Source organism: Rhizobium viscosum, from assembly GCF_014873945.1.
Taxonomy (GTDB): Bacteria; Pseudomonadota; Alphaproteobacteria; order Rhizobiales; family Rhizobiaceae; genus Rhizobium; species Rhizobium viscosum.
Genome location: NZ_JADBEC010000001.1, coordinates 799924 through 823108, shown reverse-complemented (window position 1 = coordinate 823108; position 23185 = coordinate 799924). Strand labels below are relative to the sequence as shown.

18 protein-coding genes and 1 pseudogene are annotated in these 23185 nt (G+C 61.3%); 6 read left to right on the top strand and 13 right to left on the bottom strand.

The annotated features are described in order from the left end of the window. The first annotated feature begins 8 nt into the window (after window positions 1–8). Complete coding sequence (gene bla, locus H4W29_RS04180; protein ID WP_192727801.1) at window positions 9–893, top strand: class A beta-lactamase; 885 nt, start codon at window positions 9–11, stop codon at window positions 891–893. Window positions 894–1015: 122 nt separating this feature from the next. On the opposite strand, the gene H4W29_RS04175 is transcribed toward bla, so the two are convergent. The 4 genes from H4W29_RS04175 to H4W29_RS04160 form a co-directional block, all read right to left on the bottom strand. Then, on the bottom strand, window positions 1016–1519 hold the full coding sequence (locus H4W29_RS04175; RefSeq protein WP_246517115.1) for a hypothetical protein: 504 nt from the start codon (window positions 1517–1519) through the stop codon (window positions 1016–1018). A 75-nt stretch (window positions 1520–1594) separates the two neighbouring features. After that, window positions 1595–3934 carry a glucose/quinate/shikimate family membrane-bound PQQ-dependent dehydrogenase gene (locus tag H4W29_RS04170; protein WP_192727800.1) on the bottom strand — a complete coding sequence of 780 codons (2340 nt, stop codon included), beginning with the start codon at window positions 3932–3934 and terminating at the stop codon, window positions 1595–1597. A 121-nt stretch (window positions 3935–4055) separates the two neighbouring features. Beyond that, window positions 4056–4601: a glutathione peroxidase gene (locus H4W29_RS04165; protein ID WP_281401175.1), complete on the bottom strand. Its 546-nt coding sequence runs from the start codon at window positions 4599–4601 to the stop codon at window positions 4056–4058. Window positions 4602–4645: 44 nt separating this feature from the next. Next, window positions 4646–6148, bottom strand: a complete 1503-nt coding sequence (locus H4W29_RS04160) for a protein adenylyltransferase SelO (RefSeq protein ID WP_192727798.1) — start codon at window positions 6146–6148, stop codon at window positions 4646–4648. Between the two features lie 259 nt (window positions 6149–6407). Here H4W29_RS04160 and H4W29_RS04155 point away from each other — a divergent pair, with 259 nt between their 5' ends. Then, window positions 6408–7862, top strand: a complete 1455-nt coding sequence (locus tag H4W29_RS04155; protein WP_192727797.1) for a DHA2 family efflux MFS transporter permease subunit — start codon at window positions 6408–6410, stop codon at window positions 7860–7862. Between the two features lie 16 nt (window positions 7863–7878). Here the strand turns inward: H4W29_RS04155 and H4W29_RS04150 are convergent, their stop codons facing one another. Beyond that, window positions 7879–8118, bottom strand: a complete 240-nt coding sequence (locus H4W29_RS04150) for a hypothetical protein (protein ID WP_210332140.1) — start codon at window positions 8116–8118, stop codon at window positions 7879–7881. Between the two features lie 18 nt (window positions 8119–8136). Beyond that, entirely contained in the window at window positions 8137–9084 is a 948-nt protein-coding gene (locus H4W29_RS04145; RefSeq protein ID WP_192727796.1) for a homocysteine S-methyltransferase family protein, read from the bottom strand. 218 nt (window positions 9085–9302) lie between these two features. Between H4W29_RS04145 and H4W29_RS04140 the strand changes: the two genes are divergently transcribed. Then, on the top strand, window positions 9303–9983 hold the full coding sequence (locus tag H4W29_RS04140) for a TetR/AcrR family transcriptional regulator (RefSeq protein WP_192727795.1): 681 nt from the start codon (window positions 9303–9305) through the stop codon (window positions 9981–9983). Window positions 9984–9985: 2 nt separating this feature from the next. On the opposite strand, the gene H4W29_RS04135 is transcribed toward H4W29_RS04140, so the two are convergent. After that, entirely contained in the window at window positions 9986–10507 is a 522-nt protein-coding gene (locus H4W29_RS04135) for a DUF1697 domain-containing protein (RefSeq protein ID WP_192727794.1), read from the bottom strand. Window positions 10508–10737: 230 nt separating this feature from the next. After that, the gene (locus tag H4W29_RS04130; RefSeq protein WP_192727793.1) at window positions 10738–12846 is read right to left on the bottom strand and encodes a S9 family peptidase; all 2109 of its coding nucleotides are present in this window, start codon (window positions 12844–12846) and stop codon (window positions 10738–10740) included. A 233-nt stretch (window positions 12847–13079) separates the two neighbouring features. On the opposite strand from H4W29_RS04130, the gene H4W29_RS04125 reads away from it, so the two are divergent. Continuing rightward, on the top strand, window positions 13080–13472 hold the full coding sequence (locus H4W29_RS04125) for a DUF930 domain-containing protein (RefSeq protein ID WP_192727792.1): 393 nt from the start codon (window positions 13080–13082) through the stop codon (window positions 13470–13472). A gap of 152 nt (window positions 13473–13624) precedes the next feature. Next, complete coding sequence (locus H4W29_RS04120) at window positions 13625–14407, top strand: polysaccharide deacetylase family protein (RefSeq protein ID WP_192727791.1); 783 nt, start codon at window positions 13625–13627, stop codon at window positions 14405–14407. A gap of 36 nt (window positions 14408–14443) precedes the next feature. On the opposite strand, the gene H4W29_RS04115 is transcribed toward H4W29_RS04120, so the two are convergent. The 3 genes and pseudogenes from H4W29_RS04115 to H4W29_RS04105 all read right to left on the bottom strand — a co-directional run bounded on the left by H4W29_RS04115 (window position 14444) and on the right by H4W29_RS04105 (window position 17907). Continuing rightward, window positions 14444–15736, bottom strand: coding sequence for an NAD(P)/FAD-dependent oxidoreductase (locus H4W29_RS04115; protein ID WP_192727790.1), 1293 nt, complete (start codon window positions 15734–15736; stop codon window positions 14444–14446). A gap of 24 nt (window positions 15737–15760) precedes the next feature. Beyond that, window positions 15761–16927: an AI-2E family transporter gene (locus H4W29_RS04110; protein WP_192727789.1), complete on the bottom strand. Its 1167-nt coding sequence runs from the start codon at window positions 16925–16927 to the stop codon at window positions 15761–15763. Between the two features lie 80 nt (window positions 16928–17007). Next, window positions 17008–17907 (bottom strand): annotated as a pseudogene (locus tag H4W29_RS04105) (LysR family transcriptional regulator). 96 nt (window positions 17908–18003) lie between these two features. Between H4W29_RS04105 and H4W29_RS04100 the strand changes: the two are divergent. Further along, window positions 18004–19077 carry an aldo/keto reductase gene (locus H4W29_RS04100; protein ID WP_192727788.1) on the top strand — a complete coding sequence of 358 codons (1074 nt, stop codon included), beginning with the start codon at window positions 18004–18006 and terminating at the stop codon, window positions 19075–19077. Window positions 19078–19176: 99 nt separating this feature from the next. Here H4W29_RS04100 and H4W29_RS04095 read toward each other — a convergent pair whose 3' ends face one another. Both H4W29_RS04095 and H4W29_RS04090 read right to left on the bottom strand, forming a co-directional pair. Next, window positions 19177–21993, bottom strand: a complete 2817-nt coding sequence (locus H4W29_RS04095; protein ID WP_192727787.1) for a phospholipase D-like domain-containing protein — start codon at window positions 21991–21993, stop codon at window positions 19177–19179. Window positions 21994–22227: 234 nt separating this feature from the next. Beyond that, window positions 22228–23184 carry a VOC family protein gene (locus H4W29_RS04090; RefSeq protein ID WP_192727786.1) on the bottom strand — a complete coding sequence of 319 codons (957 nt, stop codon included), beginning with the start codon at window positions 23182–23184 and terminating at the stop codon, window positions 22228–22230. Window position 23185 lies beyond the last annotated feature (1 nt).

Sequence of the window (23185 nt, the reverse complement as noted above, 5' to 3'; positions counted from 1 at the left end):
AGGTCTTCATGAATCACAGCCTCACCCGCCGCAGCTTCATGGGCTCCGCCTTGCTGCTGCCTGCGCTGGGCTTTGCGTCTCGCGTGCGCGCCGAGCAACAGAATGACGATATCGACAAGCGGCTTGCAGCGCTTGAAGCGCGCATTGGCGGGCGCCTCGGGGTTTCCGTTCTCGACAGCGACACGAATATCTCCTTCGGCTATCGCGGCAGCGAGCCCTTCGCCATGTGCAGCACCTTCAAGGTTCTGGCCGCAGGCCTCGTTCTTGCCCGTGTCGACAAAGGCGATGAGAGCCTCGACCGGCGTATCACCTACGGCAAGGACAAGCTCGTCACCTATTCCCCCGAGACAGAAAAGCATGCGGGCGGCGACGGCATGACGATGGCTGAGATCTGCAAGGCCGGCATTACGCTGAGCGACAACACGGCCGGCAATCTGATGCTGGAAAGTTTTGGCGGCCCGGCCGCGCTCACCGACTGGCTGCGCTCCATCGGTGACGGCACGACAAGGCTCGACCGCATGGAGACCGCGCTGAACGAAGCCACAAAAGGCGATCCGCGCGACACCACGACGCCGGATGCAATGCTGGATTCTCTTGGCAATATCGCGCTCGGCTCGGTTCTGGCAGAAACCTCTGCAAATCAGCTGATCGACTGGATGATCGCAAACACGACCGGCGGAGCGTGCCTGCGCGCAGGCTTGCCCGACGATTGGAAGATCGGTGACAAGACCGGCACGGGCGACAATGGTTCTGCCGGCGATATTGCCATCATCTGGCCCCCCAAACGCGGCCCAATCGTTGCCGCTGTCTACATCGGGGAGGCGACCGTGAAGATGGATGAATTCAATCCCGTCTTTGCCGAAATCGGCAAGATGATTACCGAGATGGTGTAAGAGAGGCGGATTGATTTTCTACGATCTTTTCCGTCGGGCTGTCGGATCGGATAAGGCCGGACATCGATCATCGAAATGCCGCGGTGCATCGCTGCCCGCGGCTTCTTAAATTTGCGTTGCGATCAAGCGGCCGAATTCTGGTCGGTGGTCTGCGTGCTCGTCGATTGCGCAGCGGCAGGTTCCTTGTTGCCGTCTCCGCCATCCTCGATACCGGCGAGTTCGCGCTTGATCTGTTCGGCGATTTCCTTCTCGATCGCTTCGCGCTGATCGGCCGGCATGGCCTTCAGGTCGTCTTCCGTCAGTCCGTGTGCTTCGAGATACCGCGCACGGATGAATTCCGCCGGGTCCATGTTGCTCCATTCGGAGAACTGATCGACCAGGCTCTTATGCGCGGCCTTGGCTGCGGCCTCTGCCTCCGATGGCGGGTTGATATAGGTCTCGTTGCCGGCCTGCACGGCCCACATCGTATTGGCGATGGAAGGCGGGGTCGTGCTCGGCTGCAGACCGGCGCCGGATTGATTGCGGGTACTGCCGCCGAATTCCTCGGTCTGTTTGTTCTTGGATTTGCCCTGCTCGAAAAGCGAACCAAGGCCGGAATAAATTGAAAGGCTGCTACCGATTTCCATGAAAAAATCCCCCTGAAAACTGCAGCAGCATGATGGGGTAAGCCTGCCCGGAGCTTGTGTCTCTCCTCCGCCGTACTACGGCAGCGTGTAGGCGATCACATAATCGCCGGGCTTGGTGCCGACCGAACCATGCCCGCCGGCGACCATGACGATATATTGCTTGTTGTCATCGGTCGTATAGGTCATCGGCGTCGCCTGTCCGCCGGCCGGAAGACGTGCTTCCCAGAGCTGGCGTCCGTTCGTCACGTCATAGGCGCGCAGATAGTTGTCCACGGCGGCACCGAGGAAGGCGACGCCGCCCTTGGTCACCATTGGCCCGCCGATGCCGGGCACGCCAACCTTGAAGGGAAGGGGCAGCGGCGTCATGTCGTGCACCGTGCCGTTCTTGTGCATATAGGCGATGCGGCCGGTGCGGAGATCGACGCCCGCGACATAGCCCCATGGCGGCGCCTGGCAGGGGATCTGCAGCGGCCCGAGGAACGGACCCATGAACACGCCGTAGGGCGCGCCATCATCGCGGTTGAGGCCCTGTTCGCTGCCCTTCTCATCCTGCCCGCGCGGCGGAATATCGGCGGCCGGCACGAGGCGCGAGGTGAAGGCGAGGTAGGTCGGCATGCCGAACATCACCTGTCGTTCGGGATCGACGGCGACCGAGCCCCAGTTGAAGGTGCCGAAATTGCCGGGATAGACGATCGTTCCCTGCAGCGAAGGCGGCGTGTAGCGGCCCTCATATTTGAGGCGGTGGAAATCGATGCGGCAGGCAAGCTGGTCGAACAGCGAGACACCCCACATATCCTTTTCCTGCAGCGGCTCCGGCGAGAAGGTGAGATCGGAGATTGGCTGCGTCGGCGCCGTGTGATCCTCCGGGATAGCGCCATCAGGCGCCGGAATTTCCTTGAAGGGAATGATCGGCTGGCCGGTGCGCCGGTCGAGCACGTAGATGTCGCCTTGCTTGGTGGGTGCCACCAGCGCCGGCACCACTGATCCGTCCTGTTTCGTCAGATCAAGCAGCACTGGTTGGGCAGGTACGTCCATGTCCCAGAGATCATGGTGGACGAATTGCTGCACCCAGCGCAGCTGGCCGGTGTTGATGTCGAGCGCCACGACGGAAGAAGAGAACTTCTCGACATCGGCGCTGCGGTTCATACCGAGCTGGTCCGGCACCTGGTTGCCAAGCGGGATATAGACCATGCCGAGCTGGTCATCGACGCTGAAGACCGACCAGCTGTTCGGCGAATTCGTCGTGTAGTGCTGTCCCTCGGGCAGCGGCGTCGTCTGGTCCGGATTGCCGGAGTCCCAGTTCCAGATCAGCGCACCGCTGTTGATGTCATAGGCGCGGATGACGCCGGACTGTTCTTTCGTCGAATAATTATCGTTGACCGCCCCGCCGATGATGATCTTGCCCGCGACGGCGACCGGCGGCGAGGTGGAATAGTAGTAACCGGCCGGATTGTATTGCATGCCGGTCTGGAGATGCAGCACGCCCTGTTCCGCAAAGCCCGTGCAGATCTGCCCGTTGGTCGCATCGAGCGCGATCAGCCGTGCATCCGAAGTCGGCAGGTAGACGCGCTCCTTGCAGGGCTGGCCGGCAGGTATCGCTTCATCGCTGTAATAGGTCACACCGCGGCAGGTCTGGTGCTGCCGGTCCGGGTTCATGCCGGAATTGGCGTCGTATTTCCATTTCTGCTGGCCGTTCCTGGCATCGAGCGCAATCGCCCAGTTGTGCGGCGTGCAGAGATAGAGCGTGTCGCCCACCTTCAGTGGCGTCACCTGATAGGTCGTTTCCCCGACATCGTCAGGCCGCTTCACGTCGCCGGTCTGGTAGCGCCACGCCTCTTTCAGGCTGGAGACATTCTGTACGGTGATCTGGTCCAGCGGCGAATAGCGCTGGCCGTAGGGCGTGCGGCCATATTGGTGCCATTCGCCATCGGGCACATTGCCGCCGAAGGCGGGCGTTGTGGCAACAGTCTGTATCGGCAGATCGCCCGCGAGGTCATGCGGATCCGTCGTCATCGAATAGAGGGCGACGATGATGGCGGCGATCACAGGAATGGCGAGCGGCCAGGGATTGGCGCCGTAATAGGTACCGGTCGGGCTGCGAAAGCCGAGCGGCCGGCGGATCCACGGCGTCAGCAGCCAGATCCCGAAGAGGATGATGAGGCCGCCGCGCGGACCGAGCTGCCACCAGTCGAACCCCACCTCCCAGATCGCCCAGGCGAGTGCAACGACCACGAGCACCGCATAGACCCAGAGCGCCACCGCCTTGCGCATGAGAAGCAGGCCTGCCGTCAGCAGGAACATCAACCCCGCGAAGAGATAGAAGACGCTGCCGCCAAGCGTGACGAGCCAGAGCCCGCCGGCGCCTAGCGCCAGTCCGAAAATGATGAAAAGGATGGAGGTAATGACGATTGCCATAAGGCAGTCTCCCGCTGGTTAGCCGGATCGGAGGATGGCGAAAAACATACGCCGATCAGGCAGATAGAGCGGGAGGCTTACCTTTCAACCGCCACAATTGGCAGCGGCTGCGGTCGTCGTGTCAGGCTTTTGCAAGCTCGCGGTCGATCGCCGAGACGAGGCGGTTATCGTCCGCCGTCACGTCAGGGGCGAAACGGGCAACGACCTTGCCGTTGCGGCCGACGAGGAATTTCTCGAAGTTCCAGAGCACTTCGTTGTCGTCGGAGGCGAGACCGGCGCCCTTAAGCCGTTCGCGCATCGGTCCTTCGCCTGTCGTTTCCACATCGGAGCCGGTCAGATTCTTGTAGAGCGGGTGCTTGTCCGGTCCCTTGACGGAAATCTTCGAGAACATCGGGAAATCGACGCCGAAGGTGCTGGTGCAGAAATCCAGGATTTCCGCGTCCGTGCCCGGCTCCTGGCCCTTGAAGTCATTGGCCGGGAAGCCGGCGATGACGAAGCCCCTCTCGCGCTTGTCGGCATAGAGCTTTTCAAGCCCTTCATATTGCACCGTCAGGCCGCATTTGGAGGCGACGTTGACGATGAGCAGCACCTGGCCGCGATATTCGTTGAGCGTCGTCTCGCGGCCCTGAACGGTCTTGACCGGAATATCGAGAAGATCAGTCATCATTATCTCCCTTTAGTATGACCCAGTTGATATCGACTTGTCTGAAATCAGGTTCCGCAGAAGGTCTGGAGCACCCGCTCTTCGGGCTTCGGCGGGTCCATATAGGCCGCAAATGCCGGCTGCTCGTCATAGGGGTTCGAAAGCACAGTCAGCAGCGCCTCGAACAACGAGAAATCGCCGTCCTGAACCGCCGCCTCGATCGCCTGCTCGACCCGATGGTTGCGCGGAATGAAGGCCGGGTTGACCTGCTTCATCGCGACAGCCCGATCACTGGGCGTCTGCGGATCGCGCGAAAGCCGCTCGCGCCAGCGCGCCAGCCACTCGGCGGTGGCAGCCGGTTCGCGGAAGGTCGATGCGAATATGGCCTCAGCCGCCTCGTCGCCTGCAACAGCCGACAGCCGCCGGAAAGTCAGCGTAAAATCCGCGCCCTCAGCCTGCATCAGCGCCAGCAACGACTGGATGAGTTCCAGATCGCCGTCTTCGGTTGAAGTCAGGCCGATCTTGCCGCGCATGCCTTGCAGCCAATAGGCGTGGAAACGTTCGCCATAGGCCTTGATGATGGCGTTGGCATGCTCGATCGCCTTGTCTTTGTCGGCATCGATCAGCGGCAGCAGCGCTTCGCCGAGCCGCGCCAGGTTCCATTGCCCGATGCCCGGCTGATTGGCATAGGCATAGCGCCCGTGCTGGTCGATCGACGAGAAGACCTTCATCGGATCGTAGATATCCATGAAGGCACAGGGACCGAAATCGATCGTCTCGCCCGAGATCGTCATATTGTCGGTGTTCATCACCCCGTGGATGAAGCCCACCTGCAGCCAGCGGGCGATCAGCGCCGCTTGCCGGTCGCAGACTGCCTCGTAAAGGGCTAGATAGGGGGGCTCCGCTGTCTTCAGCTCGGGATAGTGCCGTTCGATCACATGATCGGCGAGTGCCTTGATGCCGTCCTCGTCGCCTGACGCGGCGAGATACTGGAAGGTGCCGACGCGGATATGGCTTGCCGCCACGCGAGTAAAGACGGCGCCCGGCAAGACGTCCTCGCGCCTGACGCCTTCGCCGGTCAGCACAGCCGCGAGCGCCCGTGTGGCCGGAATGCCGAGCGCAAACATCGCCTCGCTGATGATATATTCACGCAGCACCGGGCCGAGAGCTGCCCGTCCGTCACCTCGCCGGGAAAAGGGCGTCTGTCCCGCGCCCTTGAGCTGAATGTCGCGGCGCTGGCCGCTGCGGTCGATCACTTCGCCGAGCAGGATCGCCCGCCCGTCGCCGAGCAGCGGCACGAAGTGGCCGAATTGGTGGCCGGCATAAGCCATCGCCAGCGGTTCGGCGCCTTTGGGCACGAGATTGCCGGAAAAGATTGCAGCGCCGTCGCGCTTCAGAATGTCGACATCGAGCCCCAGCTCTTTGGCGAGCGGCTCGTTGAGCTTGATCAGCCAGGGCTCGGCCACCTGTGTTGGCGCCTGTAAGGCGAAGAAGTTCTGCGGTAGCCGCACATAGCTGTTATCGAAGCCGAAGGCCGTATCCGGCCGTTTTTTCTGCAGGGCGGAGGTCATGGCTAATAGGTAGGGCTGCAGATGCTGTCACGCAAGCCGATTTTGGCCCGAAACCTTTCCCTTCACGAAGGGCAAAAAAGTGCAAGGAATGGTGATCTGTCTTTACCTCTCGGCAAAGCAGATGTGCCATAAAAGACATAGCGCCGCCATGATTGCAGGCGTATAGCAAAACCATCTCCTCTTGGCATTTTTGCCATGTCATCCCCGCGGCCCTGTCGCCCCGTGTGCTCCGCTGCGCCTTTGCGAGTGATCCCTGACGATGTCGGATCAGATCTATCATGCGCCGATGGTTCGGCGCGCAGCACCCAATTTCCGGGTGATCGCGATGATTGTCGCGAGTGCCATGCTCATGGAAAATGTCGACGCAACCGTGCTGGCGACCGCGCTGCCGACGATGGCGCGCGATTTCGGCGTTGACGCACCGGCCATGTCGATCGCCCTGACCTCCTATCTGCTCAGCCTTGCGATCTTCATCCCCGCCAGCGGCCGTGTGGCGGATAGTTTCGGTTCGCGCACCGTCTTCCGCTCTGCGATCGCCGTTTTCGTGGCTGGCTCCATCCTCTGCGCCTTCGCGCCGACCTTGCCGTTCCTCGTGCTTGCCCGCCTGCTGCAGGGCATCGGCGGCGCCATGATGATGCCTGTCGGCCGCCTGGTGCTGATGCGCAGCGTTGACCGCAAGGATATGGTCAGTGCCATGTCCTGGCTTTTGGTGCCGGCGCTGATCGGCCCGATCGTCGGCCCGCCGCTCGGCGGCTTCATCGTCACCTATCTCGACTGGCGCTGGATCTTCTACATCAACGTGCCGATCGGCATCATCGGCATGATCTTCGTGTCGATCTATATCGACGAGGTGAAGGGCAAGGCTGCCGGCCCCTTCGATACGATCGGCTTCATCCTCTCGGGCATTTCGCTCGGCTCGATGCTTTTCGGCTTTGAGCTGTCGAGCCATGAAGGGCAGGGCTCGTTCGCGATCTTCCTCATCGCCATCGGCCTGCTCTTCGGCATTGCTTATCTCCGCCATGCCCGCAAACATCCTTCGCCGATCATGGATTTCTCGCTGATGAAGGTGCCGAGCTTCGGCACCTCGGTCATCGCCGGTTCGCTGACGCGCATCACGCAGGGCGCGCAGCCCTTCCTGCTCCCGCTGCTCTTCCAGATCGGCTTCGGTCTTTCGGCTGCCGCCGCGGGTCAGATCGTCATTTCCACGGCACTTGGTGCGCTGTTCATGAAGCCTCTGGCAAAGGCCGTCTTCCGCCGCGTCGGTTTCCGCCGAAGCCTTATTATCAACGGCATTCTCGGCACGATCGGTTATGGTCTCTGCGCCGCCTTCCGGCCGGATTGGCCGATGCCGCTGATCTTCATCGCGCTGGTGCTCAGCGCCTTCTTCATGTCGTTCCAGTTCACGGCCTATAATACCATCGCCTATGACGAGATCAGCCAGGAACGCATGAGCTCGGCAACGAGCTTCTACACCACCTTCCAGCAGCTGATGCTCTCGCTCGGCATCTGCATCGGCGCACTGGCGCTGCATGCCTCCATGGCGTTCAACGATGTCGAAACGCCGGAGCTTGGCGATTTCTCCGCCGCCTTCATCGTGGTTGCGATCATTTCGATCAGCGCTACCATCTGGAATCTGCGATTCTCGCCGACCGCCGGCGAAGAGATCAGCGGTTACAAGGCCAAGCATAAGAAAGGCGCCGCAGCCGGAAGCTGAGGCGCCTTCCTCTTCGTCAGAGGCCGACAGGCTCCCGCAATCGCCTGCGCCGCAACGGACGCCCCTTGCGTTGGTCCGCCTGAAGCCCGTAGGCCATGCGGCCGTCGAGGTCCTCGAAAGCTGCAAGATCCATATCCTGCAATGCCACCTCCACAGCCGCCTCCGGTTCGGCTTGCGTCTGCCGCCCTGTGATCGCAAGCCACAGATCACGCCAGCTGCGCTGGCGCGTCATTGCCCCCACCATCGTCACTATCATGCCCTCCTGCTCGTCCCGTCACGCCGCCTGTGGCAGGCAGGCCTCGCAGATCGCCGCAACGTGCCTGTGGTCGGTGCCGCAGCAGCCGCCGAGCACGCGCACCTGCGGCATGCGGCGAAGAAGTTCGCGGTAGCGCCGGCCGAGATCGGCAGGATCGCCCGCATCCAGCACCTCGCTGTTATCGAGTTGCTCATGGCTCATGGTCGAGGCATTGGCGCGGATGCCGGAAATGCGCTTCACCCAGGCGCTGCCATGATCGAGCGCCCCTTCGAAATGGGTCGGGTGAGCGCAATTGATCATGTAATAGGCCGGCGATCCGCCGGTCGCCGCATCCGTCGTCTCGATGGCGTCCTGAAGGCTGCGGCCGGTCACCAGCCTGCCGTCGGTCTCCAGCGTGAAGGAGATGGCGCAGGGCATGCCGAGCGTCTTGGCTGCGCGCGCGATGCCGATCGCCTCGTCGATGTTGGTCAACGTGAAGGCGGCGACCATATCGGCCTCCGTGCCGGCGAAGGTCTCGATCTGAAAGGCGTGGTAGTCCTCCGCTTCGTCGGCGCTCATCACGCCCGCCTTGTAGCCGTCGCCGCGCGGGCCGATCGCGCCGCTGATGACGATCGGCTGCTCCGGCCGTTCATAGACGCCACGCAGGTCGACGAGCAGGTCGACCGCTTGCTCGTTTGCCGCTTGGAGCGCTTCGGTCGTGTAGTTGAGCTTCTGACCCCAGTCCGGATTGGCACGCCATGTGGCGGTATCGAGCACGAAGCCCGTACCGTGTCGCCGGGCAATACCCAGATAGCGGCGATAGTAGTTCTTCGTGCGCTCCCGCCCGTCCTCGGATGCCAGCAATACGAAGGAGGCGAAATGCGGAAGCTCGATGCCTTCGTGAAAGATCATCGTGGTTTCCATGCCGCCATCGCTAATGAAGGTGCCGCCCTTTAGCTGCGGCAGCCCATGCCTGTACTTTGCCATTGTGAAACCTCTCCTGTCGCGGCGCCTGCAATGGCTGCCGTCGATGGTGATGTTCTGACGCTTAATCTGATGCCAAACTAGGCGACTTGCGGTATACTACAGCGGGTTTCGAATTTGCGGATTGAAATCAATCCCTTGCATGGGCCTATGCTGCCGGGGGCGGAACCAGGCCTGATCTTGCTGCGCAGAAAACTGTACCGCGGGTACAGGAGGGGAACATGCGAAAGGGCGAGGAAACGCGGAATCGCATTCTTGACGTGGCGGAAGCAGCGGTCTTGCAGAAGGGTTTCGGCGGCACCTCCATTGAGGAACTGATCGTCGAAACAGGCATTACCAAGAGCGGCTTCTTTTACCACTTCAAGGACAAGAACGAGCTCGCAAAAGCGCTGCTCAACCGCTACATCGAGAACGACGAACGCATCTATGACGAGATCTTCAGCCGCGCGCGCGATCTGATGGACGATCCGCTGCAATCCTTTCTGCTGGGCTTGAAGCTGCTTTCCGAACTGGTGGCCGACCTGCCAAACGGGCATCCGGGCTGCCTCGTGGCGACTGTCTGCTATTACGAGCGGCTCTTCGATCGCGAAATACAGGAGACCAACCGCAATGCCGTCCTCGCCTGGCGCCGCCGCTTCGGCCGCATGTTCCGCGAGATCATGGAAGTCTATTCGCCGCGCGAGCCCGTGGACGTCGACCAGCTCGCCGATATGGTCTCTTCGGTGCTGGAAGGCGGCATCGTTCTCTCAAAAACGCTGAAGGAGCCGAATACGCTCGCCGAACAGGTGCTGATGCTGCGCACCTTCGTGAGGATGCTCTTCCTGCCTGCCATCGAGTCGCCGCTCGTTGCCGTCAGGCACGACCACATCTATGGCGCGGTGAGGAGTGGCGGACAGCTTTAGATTTAACGGTCTTCCAGCTCAGCCGCCAGGCCGGCGAGCTTGCGCACGGTGTTGAGATTGCGGGAGGTGCCCGCCTTCAATGCCGGCAGCTTCAGCTTCGATCGGCCGGAGCCGATAGGATAGTGCACATAGATCTCGCGCCCTGCGAGTTTCGCTTCCTCGCCGTCGGGCGCCATCATCTTGTCCAAGGCATCCTTGGGCGCTGTCTCGGGCAAGAAATACACCAGCAGAAAATTTGGCTTGGCCTCGGGGAAGGGCGCGTGGGCGATGATGCTGTCAAGCTCCTTGCGGCTGCGCACCATCACGCCTGGTCGCTTGCCCATCTTCTTGCCCAACGCTTCGTCGAGCTTCTCCTCGACCACCTTTTCGGCATCATCCGAGCGGAACAGGACGTTGCCGCTCTGGATGTAGGTCTTCACATCCGTAAAGCCGAGGCTTTCGCATATCGCCTTCAGCTCGGCCATCGGCAGCGAACCGGTGCCGCCGACGTTCACGGCGCGCAGCAGGGCAATGTAGACGGGCATTTCTCTCTCCCTCTTGGAGCATGTGCCGTGTGGCACCCCCCTCTGCCCTGCCGGGCATCTCCCCCACAAGGAGGGAGATTGGCTGGGCGCACCGACTTGCCCAACAGCTCACGTTTCAGCACGGCGAAACGTTAGACGGGCACGAAGGGTTTGGCCACTTGTGATCTCCCCACCTGTGGGGGAGATGCCCGGCAGGGCAGAGGGGGTGCAACACGGTGCACCCTAACCTCTCACATCTTGCCCGCTACCTTGATCGCAAATGCATATTCGAATGCGATCTCTTCCAGCCGCTGGAAACGGCCGGAAGCACCGCCATGGCCGGCGTCCATGTTGGTCTTGAGCAGGATGGGCGCGGCACCCGTCGTCTTGTCGCGCAGCTTTGCGACCCACTTCGCCGGCTCCCAATAGGTGACGCGCGGGTCCGTCAGGCCGCCAAGCGCCAGGATCGGCGGGTAGGGTTTCGCGCCGACATTGTCATAGGGCGAATAGGCGGCAATCTGCTCGTATTCTTCGCGGCTTTCGATCGGGTTGCCCCATTCCGGCCATTCCGGCGGAGTGAGCGGCAGCGTATCGTCGAGCATGGTGTTCAGGACGTCGACGAAGGGAACGGCGGCGATGAGGCCGGCGAATTTCTCCGGCGCCATGTTGGCGACAGCGCCCATCAGCATGCCGCCGGCAGACCCGCCCTCGGCGATAATGTTCGCGTAGGATGTGAACTTCTGCTGATTCAGATAGTCAGCGGCAGCGATGAAGTCCTTGAAGGTGTTCGTCTTCTTGTCCATCTTGCCGTCTTCGTACCAGGCAAAGCCCTTGTCCTTGCCGCCGCGGATATGGGCGATGGCATAGACGAAGCCGCGATCGGCGAGCGACAGGCAATTGGTGTTGAAGCCGGCCGGAATGGTGATGCCATAGGCGCCGTAGCCGTAGAGCAGGCAGGGCGCGGAACCATCGAGCGGCATATCCTTGCGATAGAGCAGGGTCACCGGTACCTTTTCGCCGTCCCATGCCGGCGCGAAGACGCGGCGGGTGACATAGTCGTCAGGGTTATGACCTGAAGGCACTTCCTGGGTCTTCAAGAGCGTGCGCTCGCGAGTGACCATATTGTAGTCGTAGAGCTGCGAGGGCGTCGTCATCGAGGAATAGGAGAAGCGGATGACGTCAGTGTCATATTCGGCGGCACCCGAAAGGCCGAGCGAATAGGCTTCTTCGTCGAAGGCGATTGCATGTTCTTCGCCGCTGCGGCGGTCGCGGATCATGATCTGCGGCAGGCCGTCCTTGCGCTCGAGCCACAGGAGGTGGCGGGCATATGCCATGTGGCTGATGATCAGAGTGCCCGGCTTGTGCGGCACGACCTCGCGCCAGTTCTCCTTGCCCGGCTTGTCAACGGGCGTTTCCATGATCTTGAAATCCTTGGCGCCGCCGTCATTGGTGAGAATGTAGAAGACGTCGCCGCCTTCCGTCAGCGAATATTCGATGCCTTCTTCGCGCACCGCCACCAGCTTCGGCTCGGCGTTCAGGTCCTTCGTCGACAAGAGGCGATATTCGCTCGTCTCGTGGTCATGGATGTCGATGTAAATGAAGTCGTCGAGCAGCGAGCCGCCGACGCCCATGAAGAAGCCGGCATCCGCCTCCTCGTAAACCAGCCGGTCTTCGCTCTGCGGCGTGCCGAGGATATGGTGGAAAACCTTCGACGGGCGGTGGTTCTCGTCGAGCGCCGAATAGAAGAAGCTCTTCCCGTCGGGCGCCCAGACCCCGCCGCCACCGGTATTCTCGATCACGTCGGACAGGTCTTCGAGGCTCGAAAGATCGCGAACCCTGAGCGTGAAGAATTCCGAGCCCTTGTCGTCATAGCCCCAGATGCCGCGGCTGTGGTCCGTGCAATGGTCGAGGCCGGCGAGCCGGAAATAAGCCTTGCCGGCGGCTTCCTTGTCGCCGTCGAGAAGGATGGTGCGGATCGTCTCGTCCTTGACGTCGCCATCGCGCGGAATGCGGAAATAGCGCGGCTGCTCGCCGCCGGTGACAAAGGACGTGCCGTAGGCGTGAGGACCATCCTTCATCGGCACCGAGCTGTCGTCTTCCTTGATGCGGCCGCGCATTTCGGCAAATAGCGCCTTCTGCAGCGGCTTGGTGTCTTCCATGGCCGCGTTCATGTAGCCGTTTTCGGCTTCCAGATGGGCGCGGATATCCGGGTCGAGGATGGAGGGATCCTTGAACATGGCCTGCCAGTTGTCGGCCCGCAGCCAGGCATAATCGTCGGTGCGCGTTATGCCGTGGCGCGTGTCGGAGACGGGTCTTTTTTCAGCGGCGGGCGGGGCGGGCAGGTTCTTGAAAGCGGTCAAGGAAAGCTCCGTAAAGGGCGGTATCGGTGGGCAAGAGATAGAGGTGCTGCAGGTCAGGATCAAGCGTCGGCCGGTGAACCTTATTGAGACAAATTGGCCGGCGCGTTGCCTTGATGTCACCACATTGTTTAAGAATGTCCGCTAGCGCTGCGCGAAAATTGCACCCGCATCGGGCCTCCGGCAAGTGTCCGGCGGCATTATGACGAATACATAACAGTAAAGGTTTCTCCGTAATGTCGAAACGTCTGGTCCTGTTTGTGTCGCTTGCAGGCCTTGCCGCCTCGTCCGCCCTTGCTGTCGATCCCGCCATCAAGAAGCAGCTCGAAAAACTGGATCCGGCCACCCGCCTCGAGCAGAGCTGCGATACCGAAGCCATGAGCCGCATCAACAAGGACGGCACAGGCTTCCGGCCGGATAAGGTCATCGCGTACACATTCAAGGACCCGATCCCGAGCGACGACCGCCTCGAAGCCCCCGGCGCCGTCTTCCGCAGCAAGGGCGATTGGTATCACCTTTCCTACACCTGCATTACCGGCCCGCAGCACATCAATGTGCGCGACCTGCAGTACAAGATCGGTGACAAGGTGCCGAAGGATAAGTGGACCAAATATTATCTCTACGATTGAGTCCTCGACCTCTCTCCCGCATTCCGTGACACGCACAGGAATGCGGACAGATTGAGACATGAGCCGTTCGCGCTGGGCGGCATCAGGCCACATAGCCCGCTTCATTTCTTTGTTTTAATACTGACTAAAACATCAACTGAATCTGATTCTTCATGAAACTCTTTCTTCTTGGTTCTGCGCTGCTCCTGGCTGCCTCGTCGGCATCCGCCGCCGAAACGCTTGCCCCTGCCGTGACCGCCCACTCACCGGTGGCAGCCGGCCCGAAGCTCGTTGAGCCTCATCTGCACATTGCTCGCTCCAACATATCAGGTCATGCCCGCATTGCGCTGACCTTCGATGCCTGCATGGGCGAGGCCGATGAGCGCATCCTCTCCACGCTCGTCAACGAGCGCATCCCGGCGACGATCTTCGTCACCGCCCGTTGGCTGAAGCGCAATCCGAAGGCGGTTGCCGTTTTTCTGCAGAATCCCGACCTTTTCGAACTGGAAAATCACGGCGAGAAGCATATCCCGGCAATCGACAAGCCGGTGCTCGTCTATGGCATCGCATCCGCCGGCTCGCCCGATGCCGTCAGGCAGGAGGTGGAGGGCGGTGCCGCCGCCATGGTTGCGTCGGGCATTCCGGCGCCCCGCTGGTTCCGTGGCTCGACCGCCAAATATGATCTCTCGGCCATCGGCCAGATCCGCGCGATGGGCTACCGCATTGCCGGCTATTCCGTGAATGGCGACGGCGGCTCGCTGCTCGGTGCCGCGGTTACCGAAAAGCGCATTTCCTCGGCCAAGGATGGCGACGTCGTCATCTCCCACATCAACCAGCCGACCCATGCGGCCGGCGAGGGTGTCGCCAGAGCGCTCGTCGATCTCAAGGCCAAGGGCACGGAATTCGTCCGACTGCAGGACGTTGCCGATACGGGCGACGACAAAACGACGGAATAGAGCAATTCCGGCAAGACGGTGCAGTGGTTTTGGAGCTTATCTCAGTTCGTCTCCGGTCCGCATCCAATCCGCCGCGAAACTCCGCACAGTCGGCGCATCCCTGTCGAGGGCGAAGTCCTCGAACCAGTCGCGATACATGCCGGCGAGCATTGCCCCAATCATCTGCGCGGCGAGGTAGGAGAAGGTGATGCCGTTGCCGCCATAACCATAGGCGGCATAGACGCCGCTCATGCCAGGCAGCGGGCCGATCAGCGGCAGTCCGTCCGCCGTCTCGCCGAATGTGCCGCACCAGGCGTGCTCCACACGCGTATCCGCCTTCGGCCACAGCCGCTTCAGTTTCTCCCGGATCGCCATGACCTTTCCCGGCAGCTTGCGGTCGCGCTCTTCGGGATCGGTGGTGTCGTCGTCCTCGCCGCCGGCGATGATACGGTTGTCGGTGGTGGTGCGCACGTAGAGATAGGGATGGCTGTCTTCCCAGAGCAGCATGCCGTCGCGCCAGAGATCATCAGGCTTCTGCGGCACGGTGGCGAGCGCCCAGCTGGAACTGGTGTGATGCAGCTTCGGCATATCGAGGCCGGGCATGGAATAGCCGGTCGCCAGCACCACGTGCCGCGCTTCGATCACATGGGCGCCGTTCGTCTCAGCCGTCACATGTCCGCCTTCGCTGTGAAGCCCGGTCACCGAGGCATTGATCAACTGCGCACCGCGCGAAAAGGCAATCTGCAGCAGGGCCCGGGTGAGCAGCAGCGGGTCGGCCTCCGCCGAACCCGGCGAGCGGATCGCCGCATCGCGGTCGAATTCATATTGGGTAAGGAGATCGGGATGTTCGAGATAATGGCCCGGCAGTCCCGCCCGGCGGCGAAGCTGTCGTTCCTCCATCAGTTCGCGCGCACCCTCATGATTATTGGCGAAGTAGAGCGTGTTGCGGGGCTGGAAACCGCAGGTAATCCCGTGGGCGGCAATCAGCTTGGCAAGCCCCGCGACACAGGCAGCACTGCGGCGATAAATGCCGGCCGCCCGCTCGAAGCCGTAGAGGGTTTCCAGCTCACCGAGCGTGCGGTCGATCTCCCATTGCAGCATGGCCGTGCTTGCCGCGGTGCTGCCGAACCCCGGCTGCTCGCGGTCGATGACGACGACCGAAAAGCCGCGCGCCGTCAGATGTTCGGCGGCAAGCGCACCGGTTATCCCCCCGCCGATGATGGCGATATCGGTCTTGAAGCTCTGTTCGAGCGGCTGATAGGCCGGTCGCACGCTGTTCCTGCCCCAGAGCGAGCAGCCGCCTACGAGTTCATCGTGGGTGGCTTCGTTGAGATGCAAGTCGGATGCCACGGGCTTGTCTCCGGTCGCTATCGGTTACTTCGGCAGTTGCGGCTGCGGTCTTTCCTCGATCACCAGTTCCTCGATGATGGTCATGACGATGAGCGAAAGCGGCAAGGCCAGCATCGCGCCCACCGCTCCCCACATCCATGTCCAGAAGATGATCGCCAGGAAGACGATGAACGGGTTGATCTCCAGGCGCCTGCCCATGACAGCGGGGAAAATCAGGTTCTCCATCACAAGGTGAACAGTGAAGAAGGCTGCAGCCGGCATAAGGCCGATAATGACGCCGTCATGGGCGATGATGCCGGCAATGGCGACCGCAAGGGTCATCATCGTTATGCCGAGATAGGGAATGAAGCTCGAAAGAAAGGCGAAGAAGCCCCAGAGGACGGGCATGGAGAGCCCGCCCGCATAGGCGATGACAGTCATCACGATGCCGAGAGCCACATAGATCAGCGAGGCCGTCGCGAAATAGAAGCCAAGCGCCTGTTCCACGGCATTGATGACCCGGATCGCCGCCAGCCGCTGCGCACGTTCGCGGAAGGTCATGATGATCGTCCTGCGCAGGCTCACGCGGCTCGCCAGAAAGAGCAGCAGCGCCGCAAAGAAGATCAGCCCCTGCACCAGCGCCGGCGTCAGGTTGGTCGTTACGACATGCAGTACGTTTCCGGTGTTTTCGAGCAGCGCATCGATGGACATAGGCCCGCCCTGGAAGGTGGCGGGCGTGATGTGCAGCCATTCGATCCGCTCCAGATAGGGCATGATGCGTTGGGTTGTGCGCTCGATGAAACCAGGCGCTTCATTGGCAAGCGTCGTCAGGGGACCGGCAAGCGAATTGATCAGCAGGATGATGACGAGCGCGACAGCGAAGGAAAGGAGTGCCGCATTGGCAAGCCGCGGCACGCCGAGCTTTGAAAGCTTTTCTGCCGCCATGCCGAGGATCATGCCGACGACCACAGCGAGCGTGATCGGGATCAGGATCAGCGACATCATATAGACGGCGGCAAGCCCGAGGATGCCGAAGATGCCGATGATGGCCCAGGCCATGCTGACATCGAGCCCGTCCTTCTCGACGCGACGCATCGGTGCAGGCGGAAGTTCCTCGGCGGCTTCCTGAAGCGTTCGTGCCCATGCACTGGTATGGCGTTCGCCGAGGCGGATCTTGTTTGCCTGTTTCCGGATGCCGTTGGCGATTCCCATGTGCGATATGTCCCCGAAGCCCCATTGCTTCGGCAATCAACGCACAAGGGTTGCCGCCGGTTCCCCGAGCATCGAGCCCCTTAGGCGGCCCGCTGCCGCGCGATGAAATCCACGAAGGCGCGCAGCGGTGGCGGCATCTGGCGCCGGCTTGGATAATAGAGGTGAAAGCCGGGAAAGGGCGGCGTCCAGTCATCGAGCAGGCTCACCAGCCGGCCGGCGGCGATATGTTCCGCCACGTGATAGTCGAAGAGATAACCGATGCCGACACCATCGAGCACGGTCCGCAGCATCAGGTCGTTATCGGTGGTGCTGAGCGGTCCTGAGACGGCCACCTCGAGCTTCTCGTCGCCGCGTTCGAATTCCTAGTGATAAAGGCTGCCATCCGTCGGCCAGCGGGAGACGACGCAAGAGTGGTCGCGCAGGTCCCGCGGCGTGTCCGGCATCCCGTGGCGCGCGATATAGTGGGGCGAGGCGACGACGACGAGCCGCATCTCGCCGCCGAGCTTCACGCTCACCATGTCCTTTTCCACCATCTCGCCCAGCCGGATGCCGGCATCGAAGCGGTCGGCGACAATATCGGAAAGTTTGTCATCCACGATGATGTCCATGACGATATCGGGATAGGCCGCATGGAAAGGCGCAATCAGCGGCGCCAGCCTGTTTACGATCGCAACCCGCGGCGCGTTGATGCGCAATAGGCCGGCCGGCGTATCACGCAGCGCCGACACATCCGCCACCGCCTGGTCGAGATCGGCAAGCGCCGGCAGCAACCTTGAAAGCAGCCGCTGGCCTGCCTCGCTCGGTGCCACGCTACGGGTCGTGCGGTTGAGAAGCCGGATGCCCATCCGCTCCTCCAGGGTGCGGATCGTCTGGCTGAGCGCGGAGGCCGATATGCCGAGCCGGGCAGCCGCACGGGCAAAATTGCCGTGCTCGGCGACTGCGGCAAAGGCCCTGAGTTCCGCATAGTCGCTGCCGCGCATTATGATCTCTTTTCTAAAGAAGTCATGCCGATAATGTAGCATTGTTGTCAGTATCGGCAAGGCGCATCTTCTGTCTGCAAACACAGGAGATCATCCATGACTGATACATTGTCCCTTGACCGCTACCGTCTCCTCGGCCGTTCCGGCCTGCGCGTTTCGCCGCTGTCGCTCGGCGCCATGACCTTCGGAACCGACTGGGGCTGGGGTGCAGATGAGCAGGAGTCGCGCCGCATGTTCGACACCTATGTCGATCGCGGCGGCAATTTCATCGATACCGCCAATCAATATACCGGCGGCACTTCGGAAAAACTCGTCGGCCGCTTTGCCGAAGGCCGCCGCGACGAGCTGGTGATTGCCACCAAATATACGATCACCTCGCGCCCGAAAGATCCGAACTCCGGCGGCAATCACCGCCGCAGCATGGTCCGTTCGGTGGAAGACAGCCTGAAGCGGCTGAATACCGATTACATCGATCTCTTCTATCTGCACGCCTGGGACTTCACGACCTCGGTCGAAGAGGTGATGCGCGGGCTCGACGATCTCGTTACTGCCGGCAAGATTGTCTATGTCGGCATCTCCGACACACCCGCCTGGCAGGTTGCACGCATGCAGACGCTCGCAGACCTGCGGGGTTGGTCGCCGCTGGTCGCCCTCCAGATCGAATACAGCCTGATCGAGCGCACGGTGGAGCGCGAACTGATCCCGATGGCGCAGGAACTCGGTCTCGGTGTCATTCCGTGGTCGCCGCTCGGCATGGGCGTCCTGACCGGCAAATACAGCCGCTCCGATCTCGATATCGGTGCCGGCACGGCGAGCGCCGTCGGTACTCGCAAGAATGTCGCTGCCGGTAACGGTTCGCTGACTGAACGCAATCTCGGCATTGCCGATGTCGTGAAAGAGATCGCCGCCGAAATCGGCAAGACGCCGGCACAGGTGGCGATTGCCTGGACACTCACCAATCCGGCCGTGACTTCGCCGATCATGGGTGTGAAGACGATGACCCAGCTCGAAGACAATCTCGGTGCCCTCGATGTCGTGCTGTCGGACGAGCATCGTGCCCGCCTTGCCGAGGCAAGCGCCATCATTCTCGGCTTCCCGCATGATTTCCTTGCCAAGCCACTGACGCGCGGCGTCATGTTCGGCGAGGTGACCATCGAGCCCCGTCGTTGAATTCCAAAGCATCCAATGAAAATGGCGCCGGAAACGGCGCCATTTGTCGTCTGCTTCGAAAGCGCAGCCCGCGCTCCAATCCTTCATACTGCTGCGAGGTCACCGCCCAAGCGCGATCGAAAGCGGGACGGCAATGTAGCCTGACGGCGGTGCCGTTTCCCCTCCGGCCGGTGCAAGCACCGGCGGCGGCAGATTTTCGTCTATTTTCGCCGGGCCGATACGGTTCCAGTCGTAGAGGAAGATTTCCTCGTAGAATTTGGCGATCTCGACATCATAGAAGATCAGGCTCGCATCGCGGTTGAAGCCGGTGCCGGCTGTTGTCCAGTTGTGGCTGCCCATCAGCACGGCTTCGCTGTCGATGATGATTCCCTTGGTATGACAGTTCTTCTGTTTGCGGATCTTGTTGGTGTCGAAACCGTAATCCTTGGCATTGCTGATCACGTCGCGGTCCTCGGAGCCGAAGCTGCGGAAGATGATGCGAACGTCGAGTCCGCCCTTCTGCTTTTCGAGCAGCGCATCCAGAAGCCGGCGATAGTTGTCGCCTACCGTCCTGGTATTGAAGCTCTGGTTCTGGAAGTAGATCCGGCTCTTGGCCGATTGGATGAATGGCAATACGACGTCGATATAGTTGTCGGGTGTCAGGATTGGCTGCACGTCGATTGTGCGCTCGCCGGTCAGCGGCTGGAAATAGCGCGGCTTCTGAGGCGCTTCGAGCGTGTCCATGGCAAGATTGGCCGGCAGGAAGACCAGCTGTTCCGGCACGATACCTGCCTCCGTTACCGTCTTGGCCTCTGCCAGATCGCGCAGAATATGCTCCTCATAGAGTTTGCTGAGCTCGGCGTTTTCAAGGATGGCATGCCATTCGCGATTGTAGAGCCGCAGCGCAGATGCCTCGTCATCCTTGTTTGTCAAAGGCGCGACGTTGGGCTGGTTGGAGCTTTGCCAGTTGCCGCTTGAAAGCCACATGGCATTGTGGTCGCGCACGGCGACCTTGATATGGTAGGCTGAATCGAAGATGCCGTTTCTGCCGACGCTCGCCGGTGCGAAATCGAACTTGCTGCCCTTCGCATCGCGGATCTGCGCGACCGCTTCGGCATCCGTCAGATCGCCGTCATGCACCTTGCCGCCCATCTGCAGCACCATGGAGATGGTTTCAGCCTGGCCCTTGACCGCATCCAGCACGCCAGTGGCGACATTCGTCGCTCCGAAATCGTACATGGCAACGACCAGCGACTTCCGGGTCTTCGACAGGAACGGACCGAGCTGCGGCCAGCTCGCGTCAGGCCCGGTATGGATGACGAATTTGCCGCTGACCGGGCGCCGGGTCAGTGGCAGATCGTCGCGCGGCTCGTAATTCGTATGCCAACTCGCCGTCGCGGCCTCGTCTAAATCGATGCCGAAGAGATCCTGTGCCGAGGCGACAGTGATGTCGGTGCGAACGCCATCGATGTAATCAGGCAGTTTCGTGCGGCCGCGCGCTTCCAGGGCGCCCAATTCGAGCTTGCGATTGACCGCGATCACGACGGCGCGCTGATCGGTGATCTCGCCATTCTCGAAGCGGTAGCCCGGCTTGATTGCGACGACGTCCTCGCGATTGGCAAACCGGGATCTCGCGCTGCGCACCGCTGCAAACACCTGCTCCTTGGTCGGCATCGCGATCGGCGCAACGGCCGCCGGATCCGTACCGGAACCAGTCGCATCTACGACGATGGCAGGCCCGGAAGCGGAGAGTGTCGGCCCGCCAGCGAGTGATGATTGCAGCGCAGCGGTGTCCAGTTCGACTGTGATCTTCAATGGTACCGTGAATGTCACCTTGCCGCTGCTGGTGCCGCTTCCGCTTCCCTCGTTATTGCTCATTGTGATCTCCCCGTTCAATGGCTGGAGCAGTCCGCGAGCGCGTTGCAGGCAGCGCTGCAACACGGCTGCAGGCACCGCGTCATTCTCGATGAATTCGGTGCCGCTGTAGTGAAGCCCCGTCACCCTGCCGGTGACGATGTCGAGCAGCGGAGAGCCGGAATTGCCGCCGAGGGTGGAGCAGGAGTGGGTGACACGGTTCTCATCCGCGGCCAGCAGATTGCCGACCGCAAGCCGCTTCTTGGTGAAGACGCCGCCAAAGATCTTTTCGGCAAGCCTCTGGTCGGAGAAGCGGGAATCGCTGGCGGGATAGCCGATTGCAGCGACGGGCAGGTTGCGCACCGGCAGATCTGCGGCAAGGTCAAGTTTCACGCGGCCGACCGGCGAGGACTTCTGCTTCAGTTTCAAAAAGGCGACATCAGGCCCGCTTTCCGGCGCGACCCAGACAATGCTCTCAATTTTTACCTCGTCGCTGACATCATTGCCGTATTCTTCCAGGAAATCGATGTTGACGCCGATCTCGCGGCGCGCGTCGAAACCGATCTTGAACTTGAATCCGGTGCCGCTTGCTTCGGCGAAAAGATTGGCCACATGGCGGTTGGTGACAACGAGGCCATCGTCGATCACCCAGGCCGTGCCGGCATAATCGCGATCGGCATTGCTTACATCGACACGGCCGATCGAGACCATCGCCCGGTTCACATTCGCGGCGTTTTCCGTGAGGATGCGGCGCCACGCCCTGGCCTCCTCGCGGGCGCTGTCGATATCGACTGCATTGTTCTTGACGAGGAAAACCGGCGTGCCCACGGCAAAGACGATTGTCTCGTCATTGCCAACAGGTGGAGGCCCGACATCCACCCCTTCCTCGACAGGCTGATCTCTGTTCATCAGGGCGCGCACGCCCCCGTAGCGCACGTTCATGGCGCGGCCGGCTTCGCTGAGCCATTCAGGTTTTTCGGCGCTGCGCATCAGCGCTTTGATATCGGCCTGCACATCAGGCGGGCTGGCTGCGGCGACCTGCTGCGCCACCAGCTTGACACGCTGGGAGTCCTCCACTGTCATTCTGCCTCCTCAGTCCGTGAGCGGACACTTCGTTGGGGATGCGATCGGGAATGGCTGCGAAATCTATTGAGGGTTGTAAACTAGATGGATACGCCCAGTTTATTACAGCGGCATGATGGCGTCGAGGCCCGCTGCATCGCCAAGATGCAGTGATTGGTAATTGCCTGAAAACAAAAGGATCGTTGCGGAAAATTCCGAAACGATCCTTCAGATACCTCGTGATCGGTGGTTGCCTTATGCTGAAAGCGTAAGCCCGATGCCCCACGGGTCTTTCAGGAAGACGCCGCCGTCGCGCTTCTCGCTCTTGATCTCAAGCTCGTCGAGCTTGGAAACGGCCTTGTTTAGCGTCTCTTTGTCATTGAAACGGATCTTATAGTCGGAAAGTCCGGTCATGTGGTCGGCGCGGGTACCGGCGCCGCGGCTGTTCCAGATATTGGCGGCGAGATGGTGGTGATAGCCGCCGCTCGCAAAGAAGCTTGCGCTCGGATAACGGGCCATCACCTTCAGGCCAAGCACGTCGCGATAGAAGGCATCCGCCTGCGGAATGTCGCCGACCTGCAGATGGATGTGACCGATCGCGGTACCGTCAGCCATCCCGGTCCAGGTATCCTCTGGTGCACTGTTGTAGAGCGCCTGCAGGTCGAGCCGCTGCGTCGCCATTTCCACCATGCCGTCCGGGTGGAACTTCCAGCTTTCATGCGGCCGGTCTGCATAGATTTCGATGCCGTTGCCTTCCGGGTCGGAAAGGTAGATCGCCTCGCTGACCAGATGGTCGGATGCGCCTTCGATGGCAACATTGTTGTGGGCGGCGTGGCGCAGCCAGCGGGCAAGTTCGATGCGGTTTGGCATCAGGAAAGCGGTGTGAAAGAGGCCGGCGGCGTTGCGGGGGGCCTCGCGCGCATTGCTATCCGTTGTCAGCGTCAACAGCGGCAGGCCGGCAACGCCAAGAACTTCGCCGCTTGCGGTCTTTTCGAGCATCGAAAGGCCAAGCTTCTTCTGATAGAAACCGGAGACCGCGGCCAGGTCTTTCACGACCAGATGCGACTGGTCGATATAGGCAGGGCGCGTCAGCGCATAGGAGGTTTCAGTCGATGTCATGGGGTAATCTCCTGCCCTGGAATTGAAAGGCGTACCGGCGGTGGCGGCAAATGTGCCGCCCGTAGCGAGCGCGAGGAATTGTCGCCGGTCCATT